At 57.7% G+C, this 24,876-nt stretch carries 22 protein-coding genes; 14 read left to right on the top strand and 8 right to left on the bottom strand.

Going from position 1 to position 24,876, the window contains the following annotated elements:
* Positions 1-41: 41 nt before the first annotated feature.
* Entirely contained in the window at positions 42-1,088 is a 1,047-nt protein-coding gene (locus tag ACTJKV_RS18740; RefSeq protein WP_440599281.1) for an L-idonate 5-dehydrogenase, read from the top strand.
* Positions 1,085-1,573: an ureidoglycolate lyase gene (locus tag ACTJKV_RS18735; RefSeq protein ID WP_440599280.1), complete on the top strand. Its 489-nt coding sequence runs from the start codon at positions 1,085-1,087 to the stop codon at positions 1,571-1,573. Before ACTJKV_RS18740 ends, ACTJKV_RS18735 begins: the two co-directional genes overlap by 4 nt.
* Before the next feature lie 83 nt (positions 1,574-1,656).
* Here ACTJKV_RS18735 and ACTJKV_RS18730 read toward each other — a convergent pair whose 3' ends face one another.
* A complete protein-coding gene (locus tag ACTJKV_RS18730; RefSeq protein ID WP_313557696.1) occupies positions 1,657-2,580 on the bottom strand; it encodes a MurR/RpiR family transcriptional regulator in 924 nt (307 codons plus the stop codon).
* Between the two features lie 99 nt (positions 2,581-2,679).
* Here ACTJKV_RS18730 and ACTJKV_RS18725 point away from each other — a divergent pair, with 99 nt between their 5' ends.
* The 3 genes from ACTJKV_RS18725 to ACTJKV_RS18715 are packed head-to-tail and all read left to right on the top strand — an operon-like array spanning position 2,680 to position 5,852.
* Positions 2,680-4,044 (top strand): MFS transporter, encoded by a 1,365-nt coding sequence (locus ACTJKV_RS18725; protein ID WP_440599279.1) that lies wholly within the window; start codon positions 2,680-2,682, stop codon positions 4,042-4,044.
* Between the two features lie 60 nt (positions 4,045-4,104).
* On the top strand, positions 4,105-4,581 hold the full coding sequence (locus ACTJKV_RS18720) for a GAF domain-containing protein (RefSeq protein WP_440599278.1): 477 nt from the start codon (positions 4,105-4,107) through the stop codon (positions 4,579-4,581).
* 44 nt (positions 4,582-4,625) lie between these two features.
* On the top strand, positions 4,626-5,852 hold the full coding sequence (locus ACTJKV_RS18715) for an amidohydrolase family protein (protein ID WP_440599277.1): 1,227 nt from the start codon (positions 4,626-4,628) through the stop codon (positions 5,850-5,852).
* Positions 5,853-5,882: 30 nt separating this feature from the next.
* Here ACTJKV_RS18715 and ACTJKV_RS18710 read toward each other — a convergent pair whose 3' ends face one another.
* The 7 genes from ACTJKV_RS18710 to ACTJKV_RS18680 form a co-directional block, all read right to left on the bottom strand.
* Complete coding sequence (locus ACTJKV_RS18710) at positions 5,883-7,250, bottom strand: FGGY-family carbohydrate kinase (protein WP_440599276.1); 1,368 nt, start codon at positions 7,248-7,250, stop codon at positions 5,883-5,885.
* On the bottom strand, positions 7,247-7,570 hold the full coding sequence (rhaM, locus tag ACTJKV_RS18705) for an L-rhamnose mutarotase (protein ID WP_440599275.1): 324 nt from the start codon (positions 7,568-7,570) through the stop codon (positions 7,247-7,249). Before rhaM ends, ACTJKV_RS18710 begins: the two co-directional genes overlap by 4 nt.
* A gap of 3 nt (positions 7,571-7,573) precedes the next feature.
* Positions 7,574-8,584 (bottom strand): ABC transporter permease, encoded by a 1,011-nt coding sequence (locus ACTJKV_RS18700; RefSeq protein ID WP_440599274.1) that lies wholly within the window; start codon positions 8,582-8,584, stop codon positions 7,574-7,576.
* The gene (locus ACTJKV_RS18695; RefSeq protein WP_062426963.1) at positions 8,581-9,582 is read right to left on the bottom strand and encodes an ABC transporter permease; all 1,002 of its coding nucleotides are present in this window, start codon (positions 9,580-9,582) and stop codon (positions 8,581-8,583) included. Before ACTJKV_RS18695 ends, ACTJKV_RS18700 begins: the two co-directional genes overlap by 4 nt.
* 12 nt (positions 9,583-9,594) lie before the next feature.
* The gene (locus ACTJKV_RS18690) at positions 9,595-11,124 is read right to left on the bottom strand and encodes a sugar ABC transporter ATP-binding protein (protein WP_440599343.1); all 1,530 of its coding nucleotides are present in this window, start codon (positions 11,122-11,124) and stop codon (positions 9,595-9,597) included.
* A 211-nt stretch (positions 11,125-11,335) separates the two neighbouring features.
* Positions 11,336-12,346 carry a rhamnose ABC transporter substrate-binding protein gene (gene rhaS, locus ACTJKV_RS18685; protein WP_440599273.1) on the bottom strand — a complete coding sequence of 337 codons (1,011 nt, stop codon included), beginning with the start codon at positions 12,344-12,346 and terminating at the stop codon, positions 11,336-11,338.
* Positions 12,347-12,385: 39 nt separating this feature from the next.
* On the bottom strand, positions 12,386-13,216 hold the full coding sequence (locus tag ACTJKV_RS18680; protein WP_343107229.1) for a DeoR/GlpR family DNA-binding transcription regulator: 831 nt from the start codon (positions 13,214-13,216) through the stop codon (positions 12,386-12,388).
* Between the two features lie 198 nt (positions 13,217-13,414).
* Here ACTJKV_RS18680 and ACTJKV_RS18675 point away from each other — a divergent pair, with 198 nt between their 5' ends.
* The 9 genes from ACTJKV_RS18675 (at position 13,415) to ACTJKV_RS18635 (ending at position 24,866) form a co-directional block, all read left to right on the top strand.
* Positions 13,415-15,508, top strand: coding sequence for a bifunctional rhamnulose-1-phosphate aldolase/short-chain dehydrogenase (locus ACTJKV_RS18675; protein WP_440599272.1), 2,094 nt, complete (start codon positions 13,415-13,417; stop codon positions 15,506-15,508).
* A 157-nt stretch (positions 15,509-15,665) separates the two neighbouring features.
* The gene (gene rhaI / locus ACTJKV_RS18670; protein ID WP_440599271.1) at positions 15,666-16,958 is read left to right on the top strand and encodes an L-rhamnose catabolism isomerase; all 1,293 of its coding nucleotides are present in this window, start codon (positions 15,666-15,668) and stop codon (positions 16,956-16,958) included.
* Between the two features lie 256 nt (positions 16,959-17,214).
* Positions 17,215-17,433: a hypothetical protein gene (locus ACTJKV_RS18665; RefSeq protein WP_440599270.1), complete on the top strand. Its 219-nt coding sequence runs from the start codon at positions 17,215-17,217 to the stop codon at positions 17,431-17,433.
* A gap of 139 nt (positions 17,434-17,572) precedes the next feature.
* A complete protein-coding gene (locus ACTJKV_RS18660; RefSeq protein WP_427928064.1) occupies positions 17,573-18,592 on the top strand; it encodes a LacI family DNA-binding transcriptional regulator in 1,020 nt (339 codons plus the stop codon).
* Positions 18,593-18,637: 45 nt separating this feature from the next.
* Positions 18,638-19,888 (top strand): ABC transporter substrate-binding protein, encoded by a 1,251-nt coding sequence (locus ACTJKV_RS18655; protein WP_062597967.1) that lies wholly within the window; start codon positions 18,638-18,640, stop codon positions 19,886-19,888.
* 65 nt (positions 19,889-19,953) lie between these two features.
* A complete protein-coding gene (locus ACTJKV_RS18650; protein WP_440599269.1) occupies positions 19,954-20,886 on the top strand; it encodes a carbohydrate ABC transporter permease in 933 nt (310 codons plus the stop codon).
* Positions 20,883-21,761 carry a carbohydrate ABC transporter permease gene (locus ACTJKV_RS18645; protein ID WP_440599268.1) on the top strand — a complete coding sequence of 293 codons (879 nt, stop codon included), beginning with the start codon at positions 20,883-20,885 and terminating at the stop codon, positions 21,759-21,761. The genes ACTJKV_RS18650 and ACTJKV_RS18645 overlap by 4 nt, the downstream gene beginning before the upstream one ends.
* A 31-nt stretch (positions 21,762-21,792) precedes the next feature.
* On the top strand, positions 21,793-23,742 hold the full coding sequence (locus ACTJKV_RS18640; RefSeq protein ID WP_440599267.1) for a glycoside hydrolase family 127 protein: 1,950 nt from the start codon (positions 21,793-21,795) through the stop codon (positions 23,740-23,742).
* Entirely contained in the window at positions 23,742-24,866 is a 1,125-nt protein-coding gene (locus ACTJKV_RS18635; protein WP_144622336.1) for an ABC transporter ATP-binding protein, read from the top strand. The genes ACTJKV_RS18640 and ACTJKV_RS18635 overlap by 1 nt, the downstream gene beginning before the upstream one ends.
* Positions 24,867-24,876: the final 10 nt, after the last annotated feature.

Genomic DNA, 24,876 nt, shown 5'->3' with positions numbered 1-24,876 from the left:
CGATGCTGGAGCAGCACGGGTATTCAAGGGAGGAGAAGACCATGCGAGGAGTCGTAATCCACGCACCGAAAGATTTGCGCGTTGAAGATGTTGGCGTACCGCTCCTCGGCGCAGATGAGGTTCTGGTCCGGGTCGCTGTCGGTGGAATTTGCGGGTCGGATCTGCATTACTATCATCATGGCGGTTTCGGCACAGTCCGCGTGCGTGAGCCCATGGCGCTTGGCCACGAATTCTCCGGTGTCGTGCAAGAGGTCGGCGGGGATGTATCCGATCTCGTGCCGGGCATGCGCGTTGCGGTTAATCCCAGTCGGCCCTGTGGCCATTGCCGCTATTGTGCCGAGGGGATGCAGAACCAGTGCCTTGACATGCGCTTCATGGGAAGCGCCATGCGCATGCCGCATGTGCAAGGAGGGTTTCGCGAAAGCGTCACGGTTCACGCGTCACAACTTGTACCGATAGACGACGCGTTGTCGATGGCAGAGGCGGCCATGGCCGAGCCTCTGGCGGTATGCCTTCACGCGGCGCGGCAGGCCGGATCATTGCTCGGCAAGCAGATCCTCATCACCGGGGCTGGACCGATCGGCATGCTGAGCGTGCTGGTGGCGAGACGATCGGGCGCAGCGCGCATCGTCATTACCGATGTCGTCGATGCGCCTCTCGACCTGGCAAGGCGCCTTGGTGCTGACGAAGCGATCAACGTTTCGAGCAGTCCGGCGGCACTCGAGCCTTACCACATCGAAAAGGGCACATTCGATGTGCTATTTGAAGCGTCCGGAAATCAATCGGCGCTCGTCTCGTCTATGGATGTGCTGCGTCCCGGCGGCGTCATCGTACAGCTTGGTCTCGGCGGCGAGATGACGCTTCCGGTCAACACAATCGTTGCCAAGGAACTGCAGCTTAGAGGCACGTTCCGCTTCCACGAAGAATTTCAGCTCGCGGTGGATATGATGGGACGGGGCCTGATCGACGTCAAATCTCTCATCAGCAGCAGCTTTCCGTTTGAACAGGCGCGGGATGCGTTCGAGCGCGCTAGCGATCGCTCGCAGAGCATGAAGGTTCAACTCGTCTTTCGAGGAGCAGACACATGAAGCCTATTGTTGCGACGCCGCTGACAGCAGAGAGTTTCGAATTCTTCGGCAACGTTTTCGACATATCCTCGCTGAAAGGCTCAGCCTTTGCGACTGGCACGTTCGATGCGACGAGCGAGGCGAAATTGCCGGTCTTGCAAATTGTTACGGTGGAGACGATCGCGCCAGAGCTGACGATCCGTCAGCTTGAAACGCATCCGTATTCCTCGCAGACATTTCTCACTTTGGATCAGGCGGCGTCTCTCATCGTTGTTTGCAAGCCTGGCGCGGACGGTCGACCGGATGTCTCGACCTTGCAGGCCTTCATTTCAGCGCCGCACCAGATCGTCACCTACAGGCGAAACGTTTTGCACCACAAACTCACCCCTTTGAAGGCGCCTGCGTCCTTCGCGATGACGATGTGTCACACGGGCGTTGGTGGAGACACGGTCCTGCATGATCTGCCGGAAGCCATCACTCTGGATGTTACTGCGGCTGTTGGATAACCCGAGCCTTTCCGGTCGATGCATCACCGTATGAAGGGGTGTCGAAAAAGCAAATTGCGCGCATGTCCTGCACTGGCTTGATCTCAAAGCTGATCAAAAGGCTTTCCAGCCATGGGTGCTGTTTTGGTGAAGAGCAGATCCTGGTGTTGCCATTGCTCCTCGAAATCGGCGATGGAACGCGCGCTCATCTCCGGGTTGAGCGCGCCCAATTCTGCAGAGATGGCCTCCGCAAGCCCGATGCCCGGAACGACGGTTGCGTAGAAAGACGTGCTCTCTGCCGGTGCCAGCAGCAGATAATCGGCATTTTTTGCCAGTGCATCCACGGCAGCGTCGGTAATCACGCAGGTGGTTGCGCCCTTGGCCTTGGCCTGAGCGGCAGCCCTGATCGCGGAATTATAGAGGCGCCAAAAGGTGAAGATGATGACGACATCGTTTTCCTTCACATCGCCCAAAGCATTGGCGATCATCACCCCGTCGGTTGCCAGTTCCATGCGATAGCCGCAGAGCGTGGCGTGGTGTGCGAGGATGTTGGCAATCGATGCGAAACTGCCCGATCCAAGAACGATTCGGCGTTTTGCCCCTGCAATAAGTTTTGCAATCTCCTTGACGGAGTTGCGGTCGGTACGCCGGCGCAGAGCCGTTAGTTGCTCCATCTGCCGATTCATGGCCGCGTCGAACGGGCGCTCATTGCCGGTCTCCTGCTGATGGACGACGCTGACCTCAGGTGCCGAAAGCTTGCTCATGAAGCGTGTACGGATTTCCTGCCGCAGCTCCGGCCATCCTGAAAAACCAAGGCTTTGCGCGGTTCTGGTGATCGTCGCGACGTTGACATCGGCCTTTTGCGCGAGTTCGGCGGCGGATGCAAAAGAGGCGTGCCGTGGATCGTTGATGACGGCTTGCACGACTTCATGAGCGGCAGGCGTCAGACAAAATTTCTCATCGAGATGACGCAGCCAGTCTTCAAGCGTGCCTGCAAAATCACCTGCAGCGTTTTTTGCATATTGCATTCACAAATCTTCCTGTGCAAAAAATGTTGCGCGACGAAACGACGCGCACACCATCCGCAAAGCGGCGGAGGTGACACATTATAATGATGGGGACTGCGAATGTATAATACTGCTGCAAGACTGGAGAGGCTGCCCGTCGGGCGCTTTCAATACAAGCTGCTGATGATGGGCGGGCTGGGCTACATGTTCGAGGCCTGGGACGCGGGCATCATCGCGTTTCTGCTTCCCGCGCTTCGGGCGCAGTGGCAACTGACCAGCCTTCAGGTCGGCTATCTCGCCAGCAGTACCTATGTTGGCTTCCTCATCGGCGCGCTTATTGCCGGAGCGATCGGCGACCGTTATGGCCGCAAGAACGTCATGCTCTGGGCACTCGTGCTCTTCTGCCTGGCAAGTCTCGGTGGCGCTGCCGTCAATGATTGGCACCAGTTTTTCGCGCTGCGTGTCGTTGGTGGTATCGGCATGGGGGCCGAAGCAGCGATCATCGCGCCGTTTCTTTCGGAATTTGTTGGCGCAAAGTATCGTGGCCGCTTCACGGCCTCGCTCGCAGCCTTCTTCTCCTTCGGCTTCGTCATCTCCGCGGTTCTCGGATATCTGCTTGTGCCTGCCTCCGACGACGGATGGCGTTACGCGTTGATCGTCACCGCCATGCCGGTCGTGGTGGTTCTGTGGTGGCGCCGCGGCTTGACGGAATCGCCGCGTTGGCTGGAGAGCCAGGGTCGGCATCAGGAAGCAAATGACATCGTCACCGGCATCGAAAAGCAATACGAGGCCCGCGGCGTCGTTCTGCCCGCGCCGGAACCGACTGCGCAGGTCTCTGCAACGCCGAATACCTCGCTGATGGCAAACTTCAAGGCGCTGCTGTCGCCACGCTTCCTGCGTATCACCATTATGACCTGGCTCCTCTGGGTGTCGGTGACCTTCAGTATCTACGCCTTCATGACATGGATCCCGAGCCTGCTCGTCGAGCGTGGCATGACCATGACGAAAAGCTTCTCTTTCTCGATCCTGATCTATGCGGCGCAAATCCCGGGTTACTTCACAGCCGCATGGTTCTGCGAGAAGATCGGCCGTCCCTATACCATCGTGCTCTATATGGCTCTGGCAGCTGTTTCGGCTCTCTCGCTTGCTTTCGCCACCGGTGACACGCAGGTTATCGCACTTGCCATGACGCTCTCCTTCTTCATCAATGGCGTTGCAGCCGGAGAATACGCCTATACGCCGGAGGTGTTTCCGACACGCATTCGCGCGACCGGCGTCGGTACGGCCTCGGCAATTGGTCGCATCGGCGGGATTGCCGCACCGATCCTCGTGGGTGCTGTATATCCGATTGGCGGTTTCGCTGGTGTGTTCGGCATGACGACCGTCATCCTGTTCATCGGCGCCGCGTCCGTTCTCTTCCTCGGCATTCCGACAAAGAACCGGTCGCTCGAGGAAATCGAGGCGGAAGAGTTTGCCGCGCGCTGACAACCAGGCCCATCAGGGAGCGGCAACTGCTGCTCCCTTATCAGCAAAAAGGATCGACACATGCACAATGAGATCAGCCTTTACGAGGCCATGAAGCAGCCCGATCAGCCGACACCCTTCTTTCAGGCTCTCGATGAGCTGTTTCAGCGCGAGATCGGGTACGTCCTCTTTACCCTTCTGGCGGTCGATGGGGGTGAGGTCGTTCGCATCTACTCCTCAGACCCCGAGCACTATCCGGTGTCCGGCCGCAAGCCTATGACCGACACGCCCTGGGGCCGCCATGTCATTGGTCAACATAAAAGCTTTCTCGCCAAGGATATGGACGGCATCAAATGGGCCTTCTTCGATCATGAGCTCATCGCAAGTCTTGGTGGCGGCACGCAGATCAATGTGCCCGTCGTCTTCGACGGAGTCTGCATCGGAACGATCAATCTCACCCATCGCGCCGGTGTTTATGACGAACGCCATCTCGACCGCGCCGAGGCTTTGGCACCGTGGTTGGTGCCTTACTTCCTGCTTGCCGCCAAACAAAGTTGAATCTCGGCGTACACCTTTAAAAACATCGACTGAAAGTGAATGCCATGAGTTCAATTCTTCTCAAAAACGCCCGCATCGTTGATGGATCGCAGGGCGAACCGACCGCTCCAACGGATGTGCTCATCCGTGACGATCTGATCGTTGACGTGGGCAAGTCGATCTCGGAGACTGCCGACCGGGTGGTCGATCTGGATGGCAAGATCCTGATGCCAGGACTGATTGATGGGCATGTGCATGTCATCGCCACCAAGCTCGATCTGGGGGCGAATGCCGATCTGCCCAACTCTCTTGTTGCGCTGCGCTCAGCCAACATCATGAAGGCAATGCTGATGCGCGGCTTCACCACGGTCCGTGACCTTGGCGGTGCCGATCACGGTCTGGTCGAAGCGCTTCAGGAAGGGACGATTATCGGCCCGCGGTTGATCATCTGTGGCAAGGCGCTGTCGCAAACCGGGGGCCATACTGATTACCGTGGCCGGTTCAATCGCCGTTCCGTCGAGCATTATCCCGATCAACTGGGTGCGCTCGGTCGAATTTGTGATGGCGTCGACGCCGTTCGCCAGGCATGTCGTGAGGAGGTCAAGGGCGGCGCGCAGTTCATCAAGCTCATGGCCAATGGTGGTGTATCGTCGCCGACCGATCCGATTGCCAATCTCGGCTTTTCGAGAGAAGAAGTGCTCGCAGCCGTCGAAGAAGCGGAAAATGCGCAGACCTATGTGGCCGCTCATCTTTATACCGATGCCGCAATCCGCCGCGCGATCGAGTGCGGCGTCAAGTCGATCGAGCATGGCAACCTGATCACGCCGGAAACCGCACAGCTTGCCAAGGAACGCGGTGCCTTCGTCGTGCCGACCAACATCGTCTATGACCGCCTGGCAAAGGACGGCGCATCGCTCGGCCTGCCGCCAGTCTCTGTCGCCAAGATCGAGGATGTGCGCAGCGCCGGTTTCGAGGCGCTGAAAGTGCTCCACAAGGCGGGCGTGACCATGGTCTATGGTACGGATTTGCTGGGTGAAATGCATGAGCATCAGTCAGAGGAATTCGTTCTGCGCGGGCAGCATCTCCCGGCCGCAGATGTGATCCGTTCCGCAACGCTCGATGCCGCCAAGGCTTTTGGCTTTGAAGGCAAACTGGGAACCGTGGCCCCGGGCGCTTATGCCGATCTGATCGTCGTGGACGGTAATCCTCTCGAGGATCTGTCAGTCTTGACGGGGCAAGGCAAGCACATGCCGTACATCATCAAGGGCGGTGAATTCGTCAAGCAGAGCTGAAGCCATGAGAGGGGCGGGGTATGTCGGGTTTCACTCCGCCCTGTCCCGCCACCTTTTGGCGTAGGTGTCCAGGTCCGCAATCCTTTCGGTCACCAGCTCGACAGGAACATTCGATTTCGTGCCGGTCAGAAAGCTGGCGCCAAGCGATGTGCCTGTATGAGAGGCGGAGGCATACACGTCTCTACCGGACAGGGTGGAGAGCGCTGCCCGGAAGACTTTATTTGCGGCAAACGGGCCTTCCACCACGATTGGCCCACGCGATCCGATCAGGTCGAGGCAGGTCATGGTCATCAAGGCCTGGTAGAGGCTGGCAGCCGCGCGCCGGCCTTCATCCGTTTGCGGCTCGTTGCGCCAGCCGCCCGTCGCGCCGGGAAACGGGCCGGTGCCGCTGACGACGCTTGGCAGCAGCATCTGGCCTTGGGCTACGACGTCTTCTACCGCGATCCATTCCGCGTCCGGTGCAACCTGTTCCAGACCCTTGGTAATGATCTCCCATTCTCGGCCGCCCATGTAACGGGCGGAAGGCACGGGTTTGCCGAATGCGTCGACATTGACCAAGGTGTCGCGGTTCTCATCAAGATCGTCCGCCTGTCCGCCTGCGGCAAAGCACACGACCCACGTGCCGGTCGATACGACCGTGCAAGGAAGGCCAAAGCCGACGAGGTGCGGGAGCAACGACGCATTGGAATCATGGATCCCGCAATAGACAGGAACGGGTGCAGCGAGGCCGAGTTGCCGAGTGATAGTCAGCGTCGTTTGTCCCAGAACGTCGAAGGCAGAGCGTATGGGCGCCATGAGATCGGCAATACCGAGACGCGCGACGAGGCTTGAATAGTCGCCTTCAAAGGGGCGCCACAGATCCGTGTGGCATCCGAGAGAGGTGGCCTCATTCGCAGCGATACCGGTTAAGCGGTGCGCCCAATATTGCGGGTAGGTCAGGATGGTCGACACGGAGGCGAACGCCTCGGGAAAGCACGCACGCTGATAATGGAGTTGCGCACCGAGATTAAGTCCACCCGTCAGGCGTGGCGAAAAAGTCTCTGCAAACTCCGGGCGGATTGCCTCGTAGACTTCAACGATCGGATTCGGGAATGTGAACTCGTAATCGAGAACGGGCATCGCCAACTCGCCCGATGCATTCAGGAGTACTGCACTTGCACCATGTGTGGTGATCGAGATTGCCTGATAGCCCGGCCCATTGTTGAGTTCGGCAAGCCCTTCCTGAATGAAGCGCCACAGCGCATCCGTATCATAATGCGGATAGGGCGGGCCGCTTAAGACCCTGTTGGCAATCTTGCGTGACGCCAATTCCTTGCCGCTCTCAGCATCGACAACGATCAGTTTGGCATGTGTCTTGCCGATATCGATGACGGCAACGGTCCGGATCGGCTTGCTCATGGGAGATGAAAGACGGTGATGAGATCGGTTGCCACGGGGGAATGATCCGGGTTGCTCTCCATGATATCGGCCATATGCGCCCACCATTTCTTCATCACGGGATGATCGGGCAGCGCCGCCATGCCGTGATCTTTCGGACGTGTCAGGACACCGAAAAGAGTATTGGTTTCTGGGTCAAGGTGGATCGAGTAGTCGGTCACGCCGGCCTCGTGCAGCAGGTCGACGAGCTCCGGCCAAATCTCGTCGTGGCGCTTCTTGTATTCCGCCTGCTTGCCCGCAAAGAGCTTCAACTTGAAGGCGTGTTTTTCAAGCTCTGGCATGATTTACCTCATCGCTTTCAGGCGGCGCACGACGATTGGAATGGCAATCGTGATGATCAGCAGAAGGCCGACAAAGATCGACATGACAATGCCCGGAACGTTAAGAAGACCAAGACCGAAAGTGACGAGCCCCATGACGAAAGCTGCAATCACCACGCCGCCGATCGTGCCCGAGCCGCCCAGGATCGACACACCGCCGAGAACGACCATGGTCACGACCTCCAACTCCCACCCTTGAGCAATCGACGGGCGCGTGGAGCCGAGCCGCGAGGTGAGGCATACGGCGGCGATGCCGCTCATCAGGCCCGTGATGAGGAACAGGATGAACTTCACGCGCTCCACGGGCACGCCGGAAAAACGGGCGGCAAATGGATTGTTGCCGATGACATAGACCTGTCGTCCAAAATTCGTCGCATGCAGCAGGATTGCAAAGACGATCGCCATCATCACGAAGAGAACGAATTCGAAGGAGATCACCCAGAAGACATAGCCCTGGCCGAAATAGGCGAAGTCCGCTGGATATTTGCCATAGGCCTGGTCGCCCAGCACCATATAGGAAATACCGCGAAACAGGCTCATCGTGCCGATGGTGACGACGATAGAAGGCAGCTTCAGCCCTGCGACGAGAAAGCCATTGAAAGCGCCGCAGGCAAGGCCGACGCTAATACCGATCGCCACAAGTCCAGGCGTTCCCACACCCATCTGCACCGCGTAACCCATGGCGGTCGAGGCGAGTGCGATGATGGCTGCAACCGAAAGGTCGATTTCACCGGCGATGATCAGAAGCGCCATGGCAAAGGCGATCATCGCCTTTTCGGTGAAGTTGAAGGTGGCGTCAGAGAGGTTCCAGGCGTCGAGAAAGTAGGGGGAGGCCAGCGAGTTGGCGATGAAGATCAGGATTGCGACGCCAAGCAGCAACAGTTCCCAGCTTGCCATGATGCGGCGCAACGGCGTGCCGAGCTTGTCCGGAATGATGCGAGGTGACGCCTGCGGTTGGGATTGATCGATGCTCATGCCGCAGCCTCCTTGCTCTGTTCTGTGGCGGCTCTGTCACGCAGGATGATGCGGCCTTTGCGCGCTTCTGCGCGCGCATTGAAGACGACGGCCAATACGATGACGATGCCGGAGATCGCCATCTGCGCGAATGGAGAGATCCCGATCACCGGAAGTGCGTTCTTGATGACCCCGAGGAAGAGCGCGCCGAGCACGGCGCCGAGTACCGAGCCGATACCTCCCGCAATCGAGATGCCGCCGATCACATTTGCCGCGACACTATCCAGCTCGAAACCTTGAGCAATATCCACATAGGCGACGGCGTAACGCGACACCCATAGATAGCTCGCAAGTCCGGCAAGCGCGCCGGAGAGGACGAAGGCGAGGAAGCGCGTGTGGCCGACATCAATGCCGGCATAGATCGCAGCACTCGGGTTGCCGCCGGAAGCATAGGCCGAACGACCAAAGGCGGTTCGCTTCAGGATGATCCATGCAGCGACGATAACGAGGATCGCGACCCAGGACAGAACCGGCATGCCGAGGATGGACGTGCGGGGCACGTTGAGAAATGTCGGAGACATCTGGTGCGCGTTTACCCAAGCGCCGCCCGACAGAACAAAGGCCATGCCGCGATAGATGGTGAGTGTACCGAGCGTCACCACGATTGAGGGAAGCCCAAGCCACCACACGAGAATACCGTTGATCGAACCGAGCAGTGCACCGATCCCAACAGCCATCGCAACGAGGAGGGGAAGCGGCACACCTGGGAATGCGGCATTGGTCATCGCCACTGCCATTCCGGTAAAGGCGAGATTGGCTGCCACCGACAGATCGATCGACTTGGTGAGGATGACCGTCATCTGTCCCAGCGCCAGAATGATCAGGATCGACGTATCGTTGAAGATGTTCACAAGATTGGCAGGGCGCTCAAAGCCCGGCGAGCGTAACGAGAAGCCGATGATGAGAAGAATTATGATGCCAGCCAGCAGCCATTCGCGGTTCTTCAGAAGTGTCTTCATGCGCATTTCCTCTCACGCATTTCCGGTGGCAGCGCGCACCAGCTTTTCCGGCGAGAACTCCGCCCGCTCGAACCGGCCTGCCACCAACCCTTCGCGCATCACGATCGCGCGGTCGGACATGCCGAGAATTTCCGGCAGTTCGGATGAGATCATGATGATGGACAGACCTTCCGCCGCCAGTTCACTGATGAAACCATGGACCGCAGCTTTCGAGCCGATATCGATACCCTTTGTCGGCTCGTCCAGAATGATGACCCGCGGCTTTGTCGCCAGCCACTTACCGATCACGACCTTCTGCTGGTTGCCGCCAGACAGCGTTCCAACGGGCACGGAAAGTGCCGCCGCACGAAGATCAAGGCGCGTTGCATATGTGCGCGCCAATGCGAATTCGTTTGCGGCTTTCAGGAAACCCTTGCGCGATGTGTGGGAGAGAGAGGGCAGGGACATGTTCTGGTAGATCGGCATTTCCAGCGCCAGACCATGACGCCCCCGCTCTTCCGGCACATAGGCGATCCCGGCCCGAATTGCGTCTTCCGGTGAGCGGATCGTTACCGCCTTGCCGTTCAGCTTCAGTGTTCCGGATGCGGGACGGGTCATGCCGAAGAGGGACTGGCAAAACTCCGACCGTCCGGCGCCGATCAGACCATAGAGCCCAAGAATTTCGCCCTGTCGCAAATCGAAGGAGATGCCGCGAAACTCCGTTTCGTGGCAGTAATCCTCCACGGAGAGCACGGTGCCGCCGATGTTGACGGCCTGCTTGGGGAAGGCGTCCTTCACATCGCGGCCCACCATCAACCGGACAATCTCGTCCTGAGGCGTGGCAGTCAGTTTCCCTGCGCCGACCATGCGTCCGTCGCGAAAGACGGCATAATTCTCCGCAATCTCATAGACTTCGTCGAACTTGTGGCTGATGAACAGGATCGCCTTGCCTTGCCGCTTCAGGTTTTCGACGATGCGGAAAAGATCGTCGATTTCCTTGCGTGACAAAGCTGCCGTCGGCTCGTCCATGATGACGATGCGCGCCTCGACCGAAAGTGCACGGGCAATTGCGACCAGATGGCGCTGTGCAATGGAGAGATCCTTGAGCCGGATTGTGGGGTCGATCTTGCTTTCCAGTCGCTCCAACAACGCGCGGGATTTCTCGTTGATCGTTTTCCAATCGATCAGCCCGAAGCGGCCCTTAGGCGCATGCCCGAGAAAGATGTTCTCGCCAACCGAAAGCTCGTCGAACAGAACGGTTTCCTGATGAATGGCAGTGACGCCTGCATCGATTGCATCCTGCGCGCTTTGAAAATGAACCGGTGTGCCGTCCAGCAGGATTTCGCCTTCATTGGGGCGATAAATACCGGTCAGGATTTTCACCAGCGTGGACTTGCCCGCGCCATTTTCCCCGATGAGTGCCGTCACCTGGCCGGAATAGAGCTGGATGTCGACATTATCCAGTGCCTTCACGCCTGGGAAAATCTGACTGATGCCGCGCATTTCCAGAACGGGGTTCAAGCGGTCCTCTTGTCGTGCGTAAAGCGCCGCCGTTTCGGTCATTGTCTCTACCGCCATTTTTCTTACGAACCTGCGTGCTCTTTATCGAGCAGAAGAAGGAAAGCCTTCACTCGACGGCATCCGGATGCGTTTGCCGATGAAACCATCCGGCAAGCATGATCGATGCTTGGTTCAAGCTCGAGGATGACGTCGACTGAGGGAACGTTGGAAACATCTCCCGGCGGCTGTTGTCGCCGGGAGATGAAGTCAAAGATCAGAAAATCTTGGAGAACTGATCGATGTTCTTCGCGTCATAGACAAACGGATCGGCCATTGCGGCTTCGCTGTTTTCGCCAACCTTGATCTTGCCCATGCGGCCAGCTTCGATTTCCGAGCCCGGCTTGCCATCGGCATCACCCTTGACGAGGTGGTAGGCGATCTGGGTCGCAGAATAGCCAAGGTCGATCGGGTTCCAGATGGCGAATTCCTTCGTCGCACCCGACTTGATGGCGCCGGCCATTTCAGACGGAAGGCCAAGGCCCGTGACATAGACCTGACCGATCTTGCCAGCATCCTTGACAGCCTGAGACGCCGCCAGGACGCCAACCGTCGTCGGGGCAACGATCACCTTGACGTTCGGCTTAGAGGTCAGGAGACCCTGCGCTTCACGATAGCTCTTGTCGGCCAAGTCGTCGCCGTAGACGGTGGTGACCAGGTTGAGGCCGGGGAAGTCCTTCAGTTGCTTCTTCATCTCCTCGATCCAGATATTCTGGTTCGTGGAGGTGGTTGTGGCCGAAAGGATGGCGAAGTCACCCTTGCCGCCTTCGAGATGATCAGCCGCAAGCTGCAGGCACATTTTGCCGATCAGCGCATTGGAGGACGGGTTGAGCTGCAGAATGCGGCCTTCCGGTGCGACACCCGAATCCCAGGAGATAACCTTGATGCCGCGCTGTGTGGCCTTCTTCAGTGCGGGAACCACGGCGTCCGGATCGTTTGCAGAGATCGCAATCGCATCGACGCCCTGGGCGATCAGCGAATTGATGACCTCGATCTGGCCTTCTGCTGTCGTCGTTGTCGGGCCGGTATAGATGATCTCCACGCCGCCAAGCTCCTTGGCTGCTTCCTGCGCACCCTTGTTGGCCGCCTCGAAGAAGCCATTGCCAAGCGACTTGACCACGAGTGCGATTTTCATGTCTTTCGCCTGGGCGACGCTGCCGATACCGGCAACACCAAGCGCTACACCGAGCGCAAGCGCGCGGGTGAGTTTTCTGCGTGTAAGTTTCATTCCCTTTTCCTCCCGTTAAAACCTTCCCTTCGGCGCTCCTCAAGCAACCGAAGCGGAATCCTCCTCTGTTGGCGGTATGTCCTCCGCCTGCGCGGCCGCCGCTCCGGCGATGACCAGCGTCACTCCCGCGGCCTCCACCATGCGTGCGGCCTCGTCTGAAATGTCTTCGTCGGTGATGATTGTCGAAACCGTATCCAGGGGCGTCAGGATAAGGCTGGAGCGTTTGCGAAACTTGGAGGAGTCGACCATCACGATCAACTCCTCTGCCTGCCGCATCAGCTTCTGTTCGCTCTGGATCACCATTGCGTCGGATTCCATGATGCCAAGCGCGCCGACCCCCTGTGCTCCAATGAAGATGCGCCGCGCATAGAAATTGCGGATCGCGTCATTTTCGAAAGGAGACAGGATGAGGCTCTGGTCGCGATAGATTGCGCCACCAGGGACGCTGACATTGCATTTCGAGTGCTTCACCAGATGCTCAGCAATGGCGAAAGAGTTGGTCATTACCTGCAGACGCCGGGCCGACATGAAATGCACCATCTGGAAAGTGGTCGTACCGCCATTGATAATGATGGCGTCACCCTCTTCGCACAAATCGACAGCCTTGCGCGCAATTGCGCGTTTCTTATCGATATTGACCGATTCCGAGACGCGGAAGGGACGTGCGGCCAAGTTGCCGAGCTGTGGCGGATGCACCGCCTCGGCTCCGCCGCGCACACGGCGCAGTTTCCCCTGAACGTGAAGAGATGCGATATCACGCCTGATCGTTGCCTCTGACGCATCGGTCAGTTCGGCAATGTCCTGCACCGTCACCACAGGCTTTTCCTGAATGGCGCTCAAGATGATGCGATGGCGTTCGCTCTCGTACATGGGGTCCTCCTGACCGCAATCTTTCGTAAACTTCGATTGTTGTCAATCAAGTTCGATCAAAAATATCAATGGTGCGGCGCACAATGAAAATTTATGATCGTTTTTGATTGACATGGCGCTTTTAGATGCGCGATATCTGCTCTCAATGGGAGGCGAGTTCACCTGGGACTCGCAATATTGCCGTGGGAGGATACTGCGATGGGACAATCCCGTCTTCTCGAAAATCGCTGGGACGACGCTTATGCAGCAACGCTGGATGAGCCGGGAAAGCTGCTCTATCGCTCCAACCTTCTGGGCGCTGACAAACGGATCACCAATTACGGTGGTGGCAATACCTCTGCCAAAGTCTGGGAAACCGACCCGCTCACCGGCAACAAGGTCCGCGTGATGTGGGTTAAGGGATCTGGCGGCGATGTCGGCACGATCAAGCTTGACGGCTTCGCGACCCTCTATATGGAAAAGCTTGAAGCGCTCAAGGGCATCTATCGCGGTGTGGAAGACGAAGACCGCATGGTCGGTTTTCTTCCCCATTGCACGTTCAATCTCAACCCGCGTGCGGCCTCCATCGACACGCCGCTGCACGGTTTCGTGCCTTTCGATCATGTCGATCACATGCATCCGGATGCAATCATTGCCATTGCGGCTTCGAAGAATTCACGGGAACTGACGAAGGAAGTTTTTGGAAGTGAGATTGGCTGGCTGCCTTGGCGACGCCCGGGCTTCCAGCTCGGTCTCGACCTTGAAGCCTTCGTCAAGGCAAACCCCGATGCCAAGGGCGTTGTGTTGGAAAGCCATGGTCTCTTCACCTGGGACAACGATGCCAAGGCCTGTTACGAGCTGACGCTTGCGATTATCAACAAGGCGATCGAGTGGTTCGCTACCAAGACGGAAGGCAAGACAATCTTTGGTGGTGCCGTCGCCAATACCTTGCCTAGGGAAGATCGCCGGGCAATCGCTGCCCGGCTGATGCCCGAAATTCGCGGACGCATCGGGAAAGACGAGCGCAAGCTTGGTCATTTCGACGATCAGGATGCCGTGTTGGAGTTCGTCAACTCGAAGGAATTGAAGCCGCTCGGCGCGCTTGGCACATCCTGCCCAGATCACTTCCTGCGCACCAAGATCCGCCCCCTGATCCTAAATTTGGATACGTCGAAACCGGATGTTGACGCATTGCTTGCGGGCCTCGATCAGGCGCTTGAAGACTACCGCGCCGATTACAGCCGCTACTACGAGAGCTGCAAGCACGCCAATTCGCCGAAGATGCGTGATCCTAACCCGGTCATCTTCCTCATTCCCGGCGTCGGCATGTTCTCTTTCGCCAAGGACAAGGCAACGGCGCGTATCGCAGGTGAGTTCTACGTCAACGCCATCAATGTGATGCGCGGTGCATCGGCGGTGTCGGAGTATCAAGGTCTGCCGGAACAGGAGGCCTTCGACATCGAATATTGGCTGCTGGAGGAAGCGAAGCTTCAGCGCATGCCGAAGCCGAAGAGCCTTGCCGGGAGGGTTGCATTCATTACCGGTGGTGCAGGAGGTATCGGACGCGCTACAGCGGAGCGGCTGGCAAGCGAGGGCGCTTGCGTCGTGCTTGCCGATATTGATGAGGCCGCACTCGGAAACACACAGGGTGATTTCGAAAAGAGGTTCAGCGCTGATGCCGTTCATACGGTCAGGCTGGACGTCACGCAGGAAGATGCCGTTCTTGGGGCGTTCGCCGAGGCGACCGTCGAGTTTGGCGGCATCGATATCCTTGTTTCAAATGCGGGCATTGCCTCGTCTGCACCGGTTGAAGACACCACACTTGCCATGTGGAACAAGAATATCGACATCCTTGCAACGGGCTATTTCCTCGTGTCACGAGAAGCCTTCCGCCTGTTCCGACGTCAGAAGCTCGGCGGCAATGTCGTCTTCGTCGCATCCAAAAACGGCCTGGCGTCTTCACCCAACGCATCTGCCTATTGCACTGCGAAGGCCGCTGAGATCCATCTCGCTCGTTGCTTGGCCCTTGAAGGTGCCGATGCCGGCATCCGCGTCAACACCGTCAATCCCGATGCGGTTCTGCGCGGCTCCAAGATATGGAACGGCGAGTGGCGCGAACAGCGCGCGGCATCCTCCAAGATCGAGGTGGACGATCTCGAGGAACATTACCGCAAGCGTTCAATGCTGAAGCTGAACGTCTTTCCGGAAGATATTGCCGAAGCAATCTTCTTCCTGGCGTCAGACGCATCTGCCAAGTCGACGGGGAACATCATCAACGTCGACGCCGGCAACGCCCAGAGCTTCACGCGCTGAGGCACAAACCGCCCACGCGTTCAGCAGTGGGCGGTTTGCAGGTCAGGTGCTGGTGATTGCAAAATGAGAAAGATCGCCATGGTCAAGCCCTTTCTCCACTCACGATGAGGTGGTTACAGGACGGCTTGAAGAGGACGTGGTGCAGAGGGAGGATGACATGACGGAACTGAGAATTGCGGCGGATCTGGTCGATCGCGAGAACGAGAAGCGCGCGAAGGCGCATGAAGCAGATTATGCGGCCCTCGGTGACCATCTGTCACGCCGCAACATCGATATCGATGCGATCACGGCCAAGGTTGCCGCGTTCCATGTCGCCGTTCCATCCTGGGGCGTTGGAACCGGCGGTACACGCTTTGCCCGCTTTCCGGGCCTCGGCGAACCACGCGGTATTTTCGACAAGCTGGATGACTGCGCTGTCATCAACCAACTGACGGCTGCCACGCCCACTGTCTCTCTTCATATCCCATGGGATAAGGAAGATCCTGCAAGGCTGAAGGCACACGCCGACGCGCTCGGCCTTGGCTTCGACGCGATGAATTCCAACACCTTTTCGGATGCTGCAGATCAGCAGCATTCCTACAAATACGGCTCCCTGAGCCATACGGATGCAGCAACGCGCCAGCAGGCGGTCGAGCACAACATCGAATGCATCGAGATCGGAAAGGCACTCGGCTCCAAAGCCTTGACGGTCTGGATCGGGGATGGCTCCAACTTCCCTGGGCAGAGCAACTTTACCAAAAGCTTCGAGCGCTACCTCGCCGGTATGGCGGATATCTACAAGGCACTGCCGGATGATTGGCGGCTGTTCTCAGAACACAAGATGTACGAGCCGGCTTTCTACTCCACCGTCGTTCAGGACTGGGGCACCAATTACCTGATCGCCAACACGCTCGGTGAGAAGGCTTTCTGCCTCGTCGATCTTGGTCATCACGCACCCAACACCAACATCGAAATGATCGTCGCTCGCCTGATCCAGTTCGGCAAGCTTGGCGGCTTCCACTTCAACGACAGCAAATATGGCGATGACGATCTTGATGCCGGCGCTATCGAGCCATATCGCCTTTTCCTCGTTTTCAATGAATTGGTGGATGCAGAGCACCGCGGCGTGAAGCACTTCCATCCGGCGCATATGATCGACCAGTCGCATAACGTCACCGACCCGATCGAAAGCCTGATTTCCAGCGCCAACGAAATCCGCCGTGCCTACGCGCAGGCATTGCTTGTCGATCGCGCCGCGCTTGAAAACTTCCAGCAGGAAAATGATGCGCTCATGGCGTCCGACACGCTGAAGCGCGCCTATCGCACGGATGTCGAGGCCATTCTTGCGCAAGCCCGCAAAAAGGCTGGTGCGGCAATAGATCCAGTCGCAACTTACAGGGCTAGCGGCTATCGCAAGCAGGTCGCGGCTGAGCGCCCTTCACAGCGTGGGCGCTCGGGCGGGATCGTCTAAGAAGCAGCAGAAACCTGTGTCATTTGTCCGGCTAAGGCAAGCCGGACAACCCATGAACAAAACGTGGTTCAGCCGGTTAGACAACGGTTTCTGGCCGATGTGTCAGCGGCACGTCGTGCCGCTCACGAGCGAGATTGCAAGAGCGATCTGCAGATAACCGCCGGAGATCCCAATAGTATTGCTGGCGTTCTTATCAAGTAGATCGTGCTGTCGGCGATACTGGGGTTCTAAGCTTCGGAGCTAGAATGAAGCGCCGATGGCGAGCAAGTTATCTGAGCTTGTAACGGCAACGACGCCACTTATCGACGACAAGCCACTGCCATCGCACCGCCGGCAAAACCCGCACGGCGTTGCGGTATTGCCGCATTACGCGGTGGCTTACTCTGCAGCATTTCGGCTCTATATCGATAATTGCCGTCAGTTCGCGCAAGCAGATCCCCACCTCACCGTTATTCTGACGCCTGCCAAAGCATGACGCATCATAAATAATCTCGCTTGACAGAGAAAACGTTTTCCCTATTTTGAGAAAACGTTTTCTCATTAGGTTCTCTTCGATGATCGAGAGTGGAATAGGCGCAATAGCTGACGTATTGGCGGACGGACAGGATGCCTCTTTGCGCGTGACCATCAAGGATGTTGCTGCGGCAGCTGGCGTGTCGATTTCTACGGCATCCAAGGCATTGAATGAGCGCGGCCGAATGTCTGGAGAAACCCGCGAACGCATTCAGGCCGTCGCTCAAAAGATGGGATTTCGTCCAAACGCCATGGCACGCGCGCTTGTCGGGCAGCGATCTTTCACCCTCGGCCTTCTAACCAACGATACATATGGCCGCTTCACCTTGCCGATTGCCGCAGGCCTTTCCGTCGCGATGGCGGATCGCGGAGTGTCGGTTTTCCTTTGCGCCATTGATGACGATCCGGAACGTGTTCGTTCCAATATTGAAGCGATGGAAGACAAGCGTGTCGATGGTTTGGTGGTATCCGGCAAGCGCGTTGACCGAGTTCTACCAGTGGATCTTCCCACTGTGCATATGCCGGTTGTGTATGTGAACGCTGCGTGTCCCGACGGTGCGATCGGCTTTGTTCCGGACGATGAGGGTGGTGCTTACGCAGCTGTCTCTCATCTTGTCGAGCTGGGTCGCAGGCGTATCGCACATATCACCGGCCCCAGGAGCTTCAGTGCCGTCGGCCTGAGAGAGCAAGGCTGGGAACGAGCATTATCCGAGGCAGCGCTCCCCTGCTTCGAGGAAGCGCTGTCCGGCGAATGGTCCGAAAGATTCGGATATGAAGCCGGGCAGCGCTTCGTAACCATGGCGAGCGCCGATCGACCAGATGCCGTCTTCTGCGGCAATGACCAGATCGCGCGAGGTCTTATCGATGCACTAACCCTGTCCGGCATTCGCGTTCCGCAAGACATCGCTGTCGTCGGCTTCGATAATTGGGAGATCTTTGCCGCAGCGACGCGGCCTCCGCTAACGACGGTCGATATGGCTCTCAAGGAGCTTGGCCGTCAGGCGGGAATAACTTTGCTTGATTTGATCGACGGGAAGCCGGTGGAGGCCGGTCAACGTCGGCTCGCCTGCCGCCTGATGGTCCGGGAGTCATGCGGAGCGTCTATCAGCAGTTCTGATTGAGAATTCAACAGCGCCGGATCGGCGCATTTCGGGAGGAGAATGTACATGAGACATTGGATATTTGGGTTGAGCGGTCTTGTGGCTGCCGGACTTGCCTTGCCCGCAACAGCCAACGCTGAGAATTTTTCGCTGTGGACCCGCTCCGACAGCTCGACCTTCATGCCGAAGCTCGTCGATGCGTTTAACGCCAGTCAGAAAGAACACCACGCGGACTTGCAGATCGTTCCCGTAAACGAACTTGTCCAGAAATACGCCGTTGCGACCGCGGGCGGCACCGCGCCGGATGCCCTCTCCCTCGACCTGATCTACACCCCGGCTTTCGCTGCGGCAGGACAATTGGAGGACCTCACTGATTTCGCAAAATCGCTCCCCTATTTCAACGCGTTGTCGAAGGCGCACATCTCGGTCGGAACCTATCAGGATCATATCTATGGTCTGCCGTTCTCGGCTGATGGCTCCGTTCTCATCTGGAACAAGAAGTTGTTCAAACAGGCGGGCCTGGATCCCGAAAAGGGACCGAAAACATGGGCGGAAATTCGCTCCGCAGCTGAGAAGGTCAATGCGCTGGGAGGCGACATCAAAGGATTTTACTTCTCCGGAAACTGCGGCGGCTGCAACATCTTCACCTTCACGCCTCTAATCTGGGCGTCTGGCGCAGATATTTTTTCGGCAGATGGCCGTCAGGTCACGCTCGATACGCCGCAAATGCGCAACGCTATTGCATTCTATCAGAGCATGGTGCGTGACAAGCTCGTCCCTGCAGGTGCGCAAACCGATACCGGCTCGAACTTCTTCGCCGCCTTCGCCACGGGCAAGATTGGCATCACGCCTTCGGGCTCCTTCGCGATCGGGGCTCTTGCGACACAAAGTCCCGACCTTGAATATGGCGTGACCCCGCTTCCCGGTAAGGATGGCGGTTCCTCTTCCTTTGCGGGAGGCGACAATTTCGTCGTTTCGAAAGGCACAAAGAAAATGGAAGCGGTGAAGGCGTTCCTGCAATTCTCTTATTCGCTGGAAGGTCAGAAACTTCTCGCGCGGAATGGTTCGCTGCCAATCCGCAGTGACATCGCCAAGGACGCCCTTGAGGGTCTGGATTCCCGCTACCTCATTGCCGCCGAAGCGATGGCGAAAGGCAAGACGCCTTACACGACCGTCTTCAACGATCTGTTCAACTCTGCCAACGGGCCATGGATCACCATGTTGAACACGGCATTCTTCGGAACGCCGGAGTCCATCGAACCGGCCATCCAGACGGCCCAAAGCACCATGCAGTCGATCGTCGACACCGCCCCGTAATCGCAGCGGACGATCAAGTTGCGGAGGTTTCCTCCGCCTCGTTGATGCCATTGGAGGAAACATTCATGTCGGACCAAATAGCGGCGCCCGCTAGAGGTGTGCCGAACGCTCATCTGCGCCCTCGGCGCAAGCGCCGCCGCGACTGGAAGGGTCTACTTTACGTTGCGCCTGCGCTGGCACTTGTGCTGGTGTTCTTCCTATTGCCGCTTTGCATGACGGCGTGGATGTCGCTTCACAACTGGCCGCTCCTGGGGTTGCCGCGTTGGATTGGATTTGGAAACTACAAGGCTCTCTGGAGCGATAGAAACTTCTGGAACGCGCTTGCCTTCACCATCCGCTACACCATCGCTGCGACGATCGGACTTCTGGCTCTCGGTTTATCGCTGGCGCTCCTGGTAGAAAAGGACCGGCCCTTCTCAGGCGTCTACCGCACAGCCTTCTTCATGCCGGTGGTCATCGGTTTTGCCTCGGCAAGTCTATTATGGAGCTGGCTTTCCAATGTCGATACCGGCCTTTTTTCTCCGCTTGCCGAAGAGCTGGGATTGACCCAAGGTCGCGTCAACCTGCTTGCAACATTCACGCCAGCCTTCTGGTCCGTCACTGCGATGGTGCTGTGGAAAATGGCCGGCTTCTACATGGTCATCTTGATGAGCGGCCTGCAGGCCATCCCCACCGATTTCATGGAAGCAGCTCGGATTGATGGCGCCAATGCCATTCAGAGGTTCCGCTTCATCGTCGTGCCGCTCTTGCGTCGGCCTTTCGCACTGGCGCTCATCCTGTGCGTCTCGGGCTCAATGCTGGCTTTCGATCAGTTCTACATCATCTTGGCAGGAGGACCACAGAACAGCACGGTGACAGCCGTCTACTGGATTTTCAGCCAGTCGTTTGTCTCTTTCCGTCTCGGTTACGGTGCAGCCCTCTCCATGGTGCTGCTGGCCATCCTGCTCGTATTGAGTGCCATCCAGCTCAGGCTTTTGCGTGAGGAGGAATCGAAATGACGGTGCTGAACGCAGTGACAACGAAGCCCGCCTATCGCCGCAGGGCGGGCCAGACGAAGCTCTATAAAATCCTGTTTCACGTAACCTGCATTCTGATCGCGTTGCTGTTTCTTGCGCCCATCGTGCTTGTTCTGATTGCGTCTTTCCACGCCCAACCATCCGCAGGAAGCGGCTTGTTTTCGTTAAGGGGGCTTTGCCTGTGCAGTTATCAAAGGCTGGAAGATTTCGGTTCGGGTATACTGCACTATGCGGGCAACAGCCTTTTCGTGGCGGCGGGAACGGCAATCCTCACGATTTTGATCTCGGTCTTTGCCGGTTACGGCTTTTCAAGGTTCCGCTTTCCACTGAAGTCACTTGCTTTCCTGCTGGTCCTCTCGACCATGATGGTACCATTTCAGTCGATTTTGACGCCACTTTTCTTGATTTTGGCGAAGCTCGGTCTGCAGAATACGCTGAGCGGCCTCGTTCTGATCTATGTCACGCTCCAACTGCCTTTTTCAGTCTTCATGATGCGCAACGCTTTCGACGCCGTGCCAAAGGAGATCGAGGAGGCCGCGCGGGTCGATGGCGTCAAGGGTTTTCGGTCTCTAATCTATGTCTCAGGCCCACTCGTGCTGCCTGGCATCGTTTCAGTGGGTATCTTCGCTTTCCTCAACGCCTGGAACGAGTTTCTCGCGGCACTCGTCTTCCTCACGGATCAGGATCGCTACACGCTTCCCGTTCTCGTTACCGCCGTACGATCAGGTCACTATGGCTCGGTCGATTGGGGCGCCGTGCAAGCCGGCGTCACCGTAATGATGATCCCTTGCCTCCTACTCTTTGTCACCTTGCAGCGCTTTTACATCCGCGGCCTGACGGCCGGCGCGGTGAAGTGAGCCTCCTCTCAATTCCTCGAAGGAAACCAACATGAACACTTCAGTTTCACGCGCCGACAATACATCCGCCAATTCGCTCTTCCGCCCACCGGCAGTGGACCGGGTTCGCGTGGGAGGGTTCTTCGGCCCGCGCATCCAGACGATTGCTGACAAGACGGCTCACACATTGCTCGATCGATGCATAGAGGCGGGCATGCTAGATCAGGTGGACCCAGACCGACCTAATCCCGGTCTGCGCATCCCTTACCAACAGGGGAATGACACAGTTAGCACGCAAATGTTCTGGGATTCAGACTTCGGCAAGAGTATCGAGGCTGCCGCCTATACGCTGTTGTACAAACCAGATGCCGTACTCGAAGCCCGCATTGATGAGATTGTGGAGGCCTATGGCAGGCTGCAGGACAGCAATGGCTATCTTAATTCGTGGTATCAGCGTATCGAGCCGGGCAAGCGCTGGACCAACCTGCGTGATTGCCATGAACTCTATAATGCCGGCCACCTGATGGAAGGGGCGGTCGCCTATTACTACGCGACGGGCAAGCGAAGATTCCTCGACATCATGGCCCGCTATGCCGATCATATCTCCGAGGTTTTTGGTCCAAGAGAAACGCAGAAGCCCGGTTACTGCGGTCACCCGGAAATCGAACTAGCACTGATCAAGCTCGGACGTGCCACGGGCGAGCAACGCTATATCGATTTGGCACGCTTCTTTGTGGACGAGCGAGGGCAACGGCCGGGCGGAGAGCATTATTACGACCGCGAAGCGCGCGAGCGCGGCAAGGACCCCTCGGATTATCATTTTGGGACCTATGAATACTCCCAAAGTCATGAGCCGGTGCGAGACCAGCGCCACGTCGTCGGCCACGCGGTTCGTGCTGCCTACCTCTATTCCGGCATGGCCGACGTTTCGACGGAGTATGGCGACGACAGCCTGAAACCGGCACTCGAGGCCATCTGGGGGCATCTCACGCGTAAGAACATGTATGTTACTGGCGGGTTCGGACCTTCGGCGTACAATGAAGGACTGACATTCGACTACGATCTACCCAATGAGACAGCCTACGCCGAAACCTGTGCTGCCGTCGCATTGGTCTTCTGGGCAAGCCGCATGCTTGGTCTTGGCCCCGACCGCGCCTATGCCGATGTCATGGAGCGGGCTCTCTACAATGGCGCGCTGGTCGGCTTGTCACTCGACGGCACCCAGTTTTTCTATGACAATCCGTTGGAAAGCCGCGGCAAGCACCACCGCTGGAACTGGCACCGTTGCCCGTGCTGCCCTCCGAACATTGCAAGGCTCGTCTCGTCGGTTGGCACCTACATGTACGGAGAGGCAGATAACGAAATCGCGGTCCATCTTTACTGCGATAGCGCGGCCGATCTGAAAGTGGCAGGGCAATCGATCAAGCTTCGCCAGACAACGATTTACCCCCTCGACGGCAAGATTCGGCTGACAGTAGAACCGGAAGCGCCCGTCGAGTTCACTCTGGCGTTGCGTATTCCTGCCTGGTCGCCGAAAGCCACGATCCGTGTCAACGGTCAGCAAGTTGAGATCGCCACCACCGAGGATAAAGGTTATTCAAGGCTCAATCGCCTTTGGCAGGCTGGCGACGTCGTTGAACTGGATTTGGAAATGCCGGTACAGGAAGTACACGCCAATCCAAAGATCGGCAACGACCAGGGACGGGTGGCGCTCCAGCGCGGGCCACTCGTTTACTGCCTGGAAGGTGTCGACAATGGCGACGATTTGAATTCCGTGTTGCTGCGTCCAGAAAGCGCGTTCCGCTGCGAGGCGGTGGAAGAGCTTGGTGGCGTTCCGGCCTTGGTGACCACCGGTGTTCGAGAAAGTATCGGCGACGATCAGCTTTATTCCATCGCTGCGCCGCGGCGACAGGAGGTGGATATCCGCGCAGTGCCCTATCATCTTTGGGACAACCGTGCGCCCGGCGAAATGCTGGTCTGGATCCGCAAGGAGGGCTTGTGATGAATGTGAACAATACGCAACCGGCCGCAGCGGCTTCAGTCCGCACAAGCGGGGTCGAACTGAAGGGGGTCTCCAAGAGCTTCGGCGCGGTGGATGTCATTCATGATATCGACCTGAAGATTGCCGCAGGCGAATTCGTGGTTTTTGTCGGCCCATCCGGTTGTGGAAAGTCGACACTTCTGCGGCTGATCGCAGGCCTCGAGGATACCAGCCAGGGAGAGATTCTCATTGGCGGGCGGGATGTGACGGAGGCCGATCCCTCAGAGCGCGGCATCGCCATGGTGTTTCAGTCCTATGCGCTTTATCCGCACATGACCGTGGCGCAGAACATGGGGTTCGGCCTTAAAATGGCGCATCGCCCGAAAGACGAAGTTCAACGATTGGTTCAGGGCGCGGCTGAGGTTCTGCATCTTACGCCTCTGCTCGATCGGCGACCGGGTCAGCTATCCGGCGGCCAGCGCCAGCGCGTGGCTATCGGCCGCGCCATCGTCCGTAATCCTGAAGTCTTTCTGTTCGACGAGCCCTTGTCAAACTTGGACGCGGAGCTCCGCGTAGGCATGCGCATTGAGATTGCCAAGCTCCACAAGCAGCTCGGCAACACGATGATCTACGTCACGCATGATCAGACCGAAGCCATGACACTTGCGGACAAGATCGTCGTCCTGAGATCTGGTCGTATCGAACAGGTGGGATCTCCCTTCGATCTCTATCACGATCCTGATAATCTCTTCGTTGCTGGCTTCATCGGTAGCCCGAAGATGAATATCATCAGTGCCAAGTTCGAGGAGGGGGCGCTGGTCATTGGTGAGCAGCGAATGCCAACTTCGGTTCCTCAAGCCTTGCCAGCTCAAGGCGAGTTGCAGCTCGGAATCCGACCTGAACACATACGGCCTGCTCGAAATGGCGAGCCCGCGCTCGAAATGACGGTTGACTTTACCGAGTTTCTCGGGGGCGCCACTTACCTCTATGGGCATCTTGGCCCTGGCCTCCCGCTTGTCGTCCAAGGCGGAACCGGTCCAGTGGCAAATATCGGTCAAACGATCTCCGTATCATTCGATTCTGACGACGCTAGATTCTTTGATAAGGAGGGGCTTCGCATTCGCGCGACCCGCGGCCAAATTTGATCTGAAAACA

This window comes from Agrobacterium sp. 22117, assembly GCF_052045735.1.
Lineage (GTDB): Bacteria > Pseudomonadota > Alphaproteobacteria > Rhizobiales > Rhizobiaceae > Agrobacterium > Agrobacterium cavarae.
The sequence above is the reverse complement of the archived record's forward strand: the minus strand, read 5'-3'. Positions and strand labels throughout refer to the sequence as shown.

What these genes read in the sequence shown, in the direction of transcription:
- ACTJKV_RS18655 (WP_062597967.1), top strand. Translation starts at nt 18,638, where the DNA reads ATGAGACATTGGATATTTGGGTTGAGCGGTCTTGTGGCTGCCGGACTT.
- ACTJKV_RS18675 (WP_440599272.1), top strand. Translation starts at nt 13,415, where the DNA reads ATGGGACAATCCCGTCTTCTCGAAAATCGCTGGGACGACGCTTATGCA.
- ACTJKV_RS18735 (WP_440599280.1), top strand. Translation starts at nt 1,085, where the DNA reads ATGAAGCCTATTGTTGCGACGCCGCTGACAGCAGAGAGTTTCGAATTC.
- rhaI (WP_440599271.1), top strand. Translation starts at nt 15,666, where the DNA reads ATGACGGAACTGAGAATTGCGGCGGATCTGGTCGATCGCGAGAACGAG.
- ACTJKV_RS18730 (WP_313557696.1), bottom strand. Translation starts at nt 2,580, where the DNA reads ATGCAATATGCAAAAAACGCTGCAGGTGATTTTGCAGGCACGCTTGAA.
- ACTJKV_RS18695 (WP_062426963.1), bottom strand. Translation starts at nt 9,582, where the DNA reads ATGAAGACACTTCTGAAGAACCGCGAATGGCTGCTGGCTGGCATCATA.
- ACTJKV_RS18640 (WP_440599267.1), top strand. Translation starts at nt 21,793, where the DNA reads ATGAACACTTCAGTTTCACGCGCCGACAATACATCCGCCAATTCGCTC.
- ACTJKV_RS18720 (WP_440599278.1), top strand. Translation starts at nt 4,105, where the DNA reads ATGCACAATGAGATCAGCCTTTACGAGGCCATGAAGCAGCCCGATCAG.
- ACTJKV_RS18635 (WP_144622336.1), top strand. Translation starts at nt 23,742, where the DNA reads ATGAATGTGAACAATACGCAACCGGCCGCAGCGGCTTCAGTCCGCACA.
- rhaM (WP_440599275.1), bottom strand. Translation starts at nt 7,570, where the DNA reads ATGCCAGAGCTTGAAAAACACGCCTTCAAGTTGAAGCTCTTTGCGGGC.
- ACTJKV_RS18700 (WP_440599274.1), bottom strand. Translation starts at nt 8,584, where the DNA reads ATGAGCATCGATCAATCCCAACCGCAGGCGTCACCTCGCATCATTCCG.
- ACTJKV_RS18690 (WP_440599343.1), bottom strand. Translation starts at nt 11,124, where the DNA reads ATGACCGAAACGGCGGCGCTTTACGCACGACAAGAGGACCGCTTGAAC.
- ACTJKV_RS18725 (WP_440599279.1), top strand. Translation starts at nt 2,680, where the DNA reads ATGTATAATACTGCTGCAAGACTGGAGAGGCTGCCCGTCGGGCGCTTT.
- ACTJKV_RS18645 (WP_440599268.1), top strand. Translation starts at nt 20,883, where the DNA reads ATGACGGTGCTGAACGCAGTGACAACGAAGCCCGCCTATCGCCGCAGG.
- ACTJKV_RS18665 (WP_440599270.1), top strand. Translation starts at nt 17,215, where the DNA reads ATGGCGAGCAAGTTATCTGAGCTTGTAACGGCAACGACGCCACTTATC.
- rhaS (WP_440599273.1), bottom strand. Translation starts at nt 12,346, where the DNA reads ATGAAACTTACACGCAGAAAACTCACCCGCGCGCTTGCGCTCGGTGTA.
- ACTJKV_RS18650 (WP_440599269.1), top strand. Translation starts at nt 19,954, where the DNA reads ATGTCGGACCAAATAGCGGCGCCCGCTAGAGGTGTGCCGAACGCTCAT.
- ACTJKV_RS18680 (WP_343107229.1), bottom strand. Translation starts at nt 13,216, where the DNA reads ATGTACGAGAGCGAACGCCATCGCATCATCTTGAGCGCCATTCAGGAA.
- ACTJKV_RS18715 (WP_440599277.1), top strand. Translation starts at nt 4,626, where the DNA reads ATGAGTTCAATTCTTCTCAAAAACGCCCGCATCGTTGATGGATCGCAG.
- ACTJKV_RS18740 (WP_440599281.1), top strand. Translation starts at nt 42, where the DNA reads ATGCGAGGAGTCGTAATCCACGCACCGAAAGATTTGCGCGTTGAAGAT.
- ACTJKV_RS18710 (WP_440599276.1), bottom strand. Translation starts at nt 7,250, where the DNA reads ATGAGCAAGCCGATCCGGACCGTTGCCGTCATCGATATCGGCAAGACA.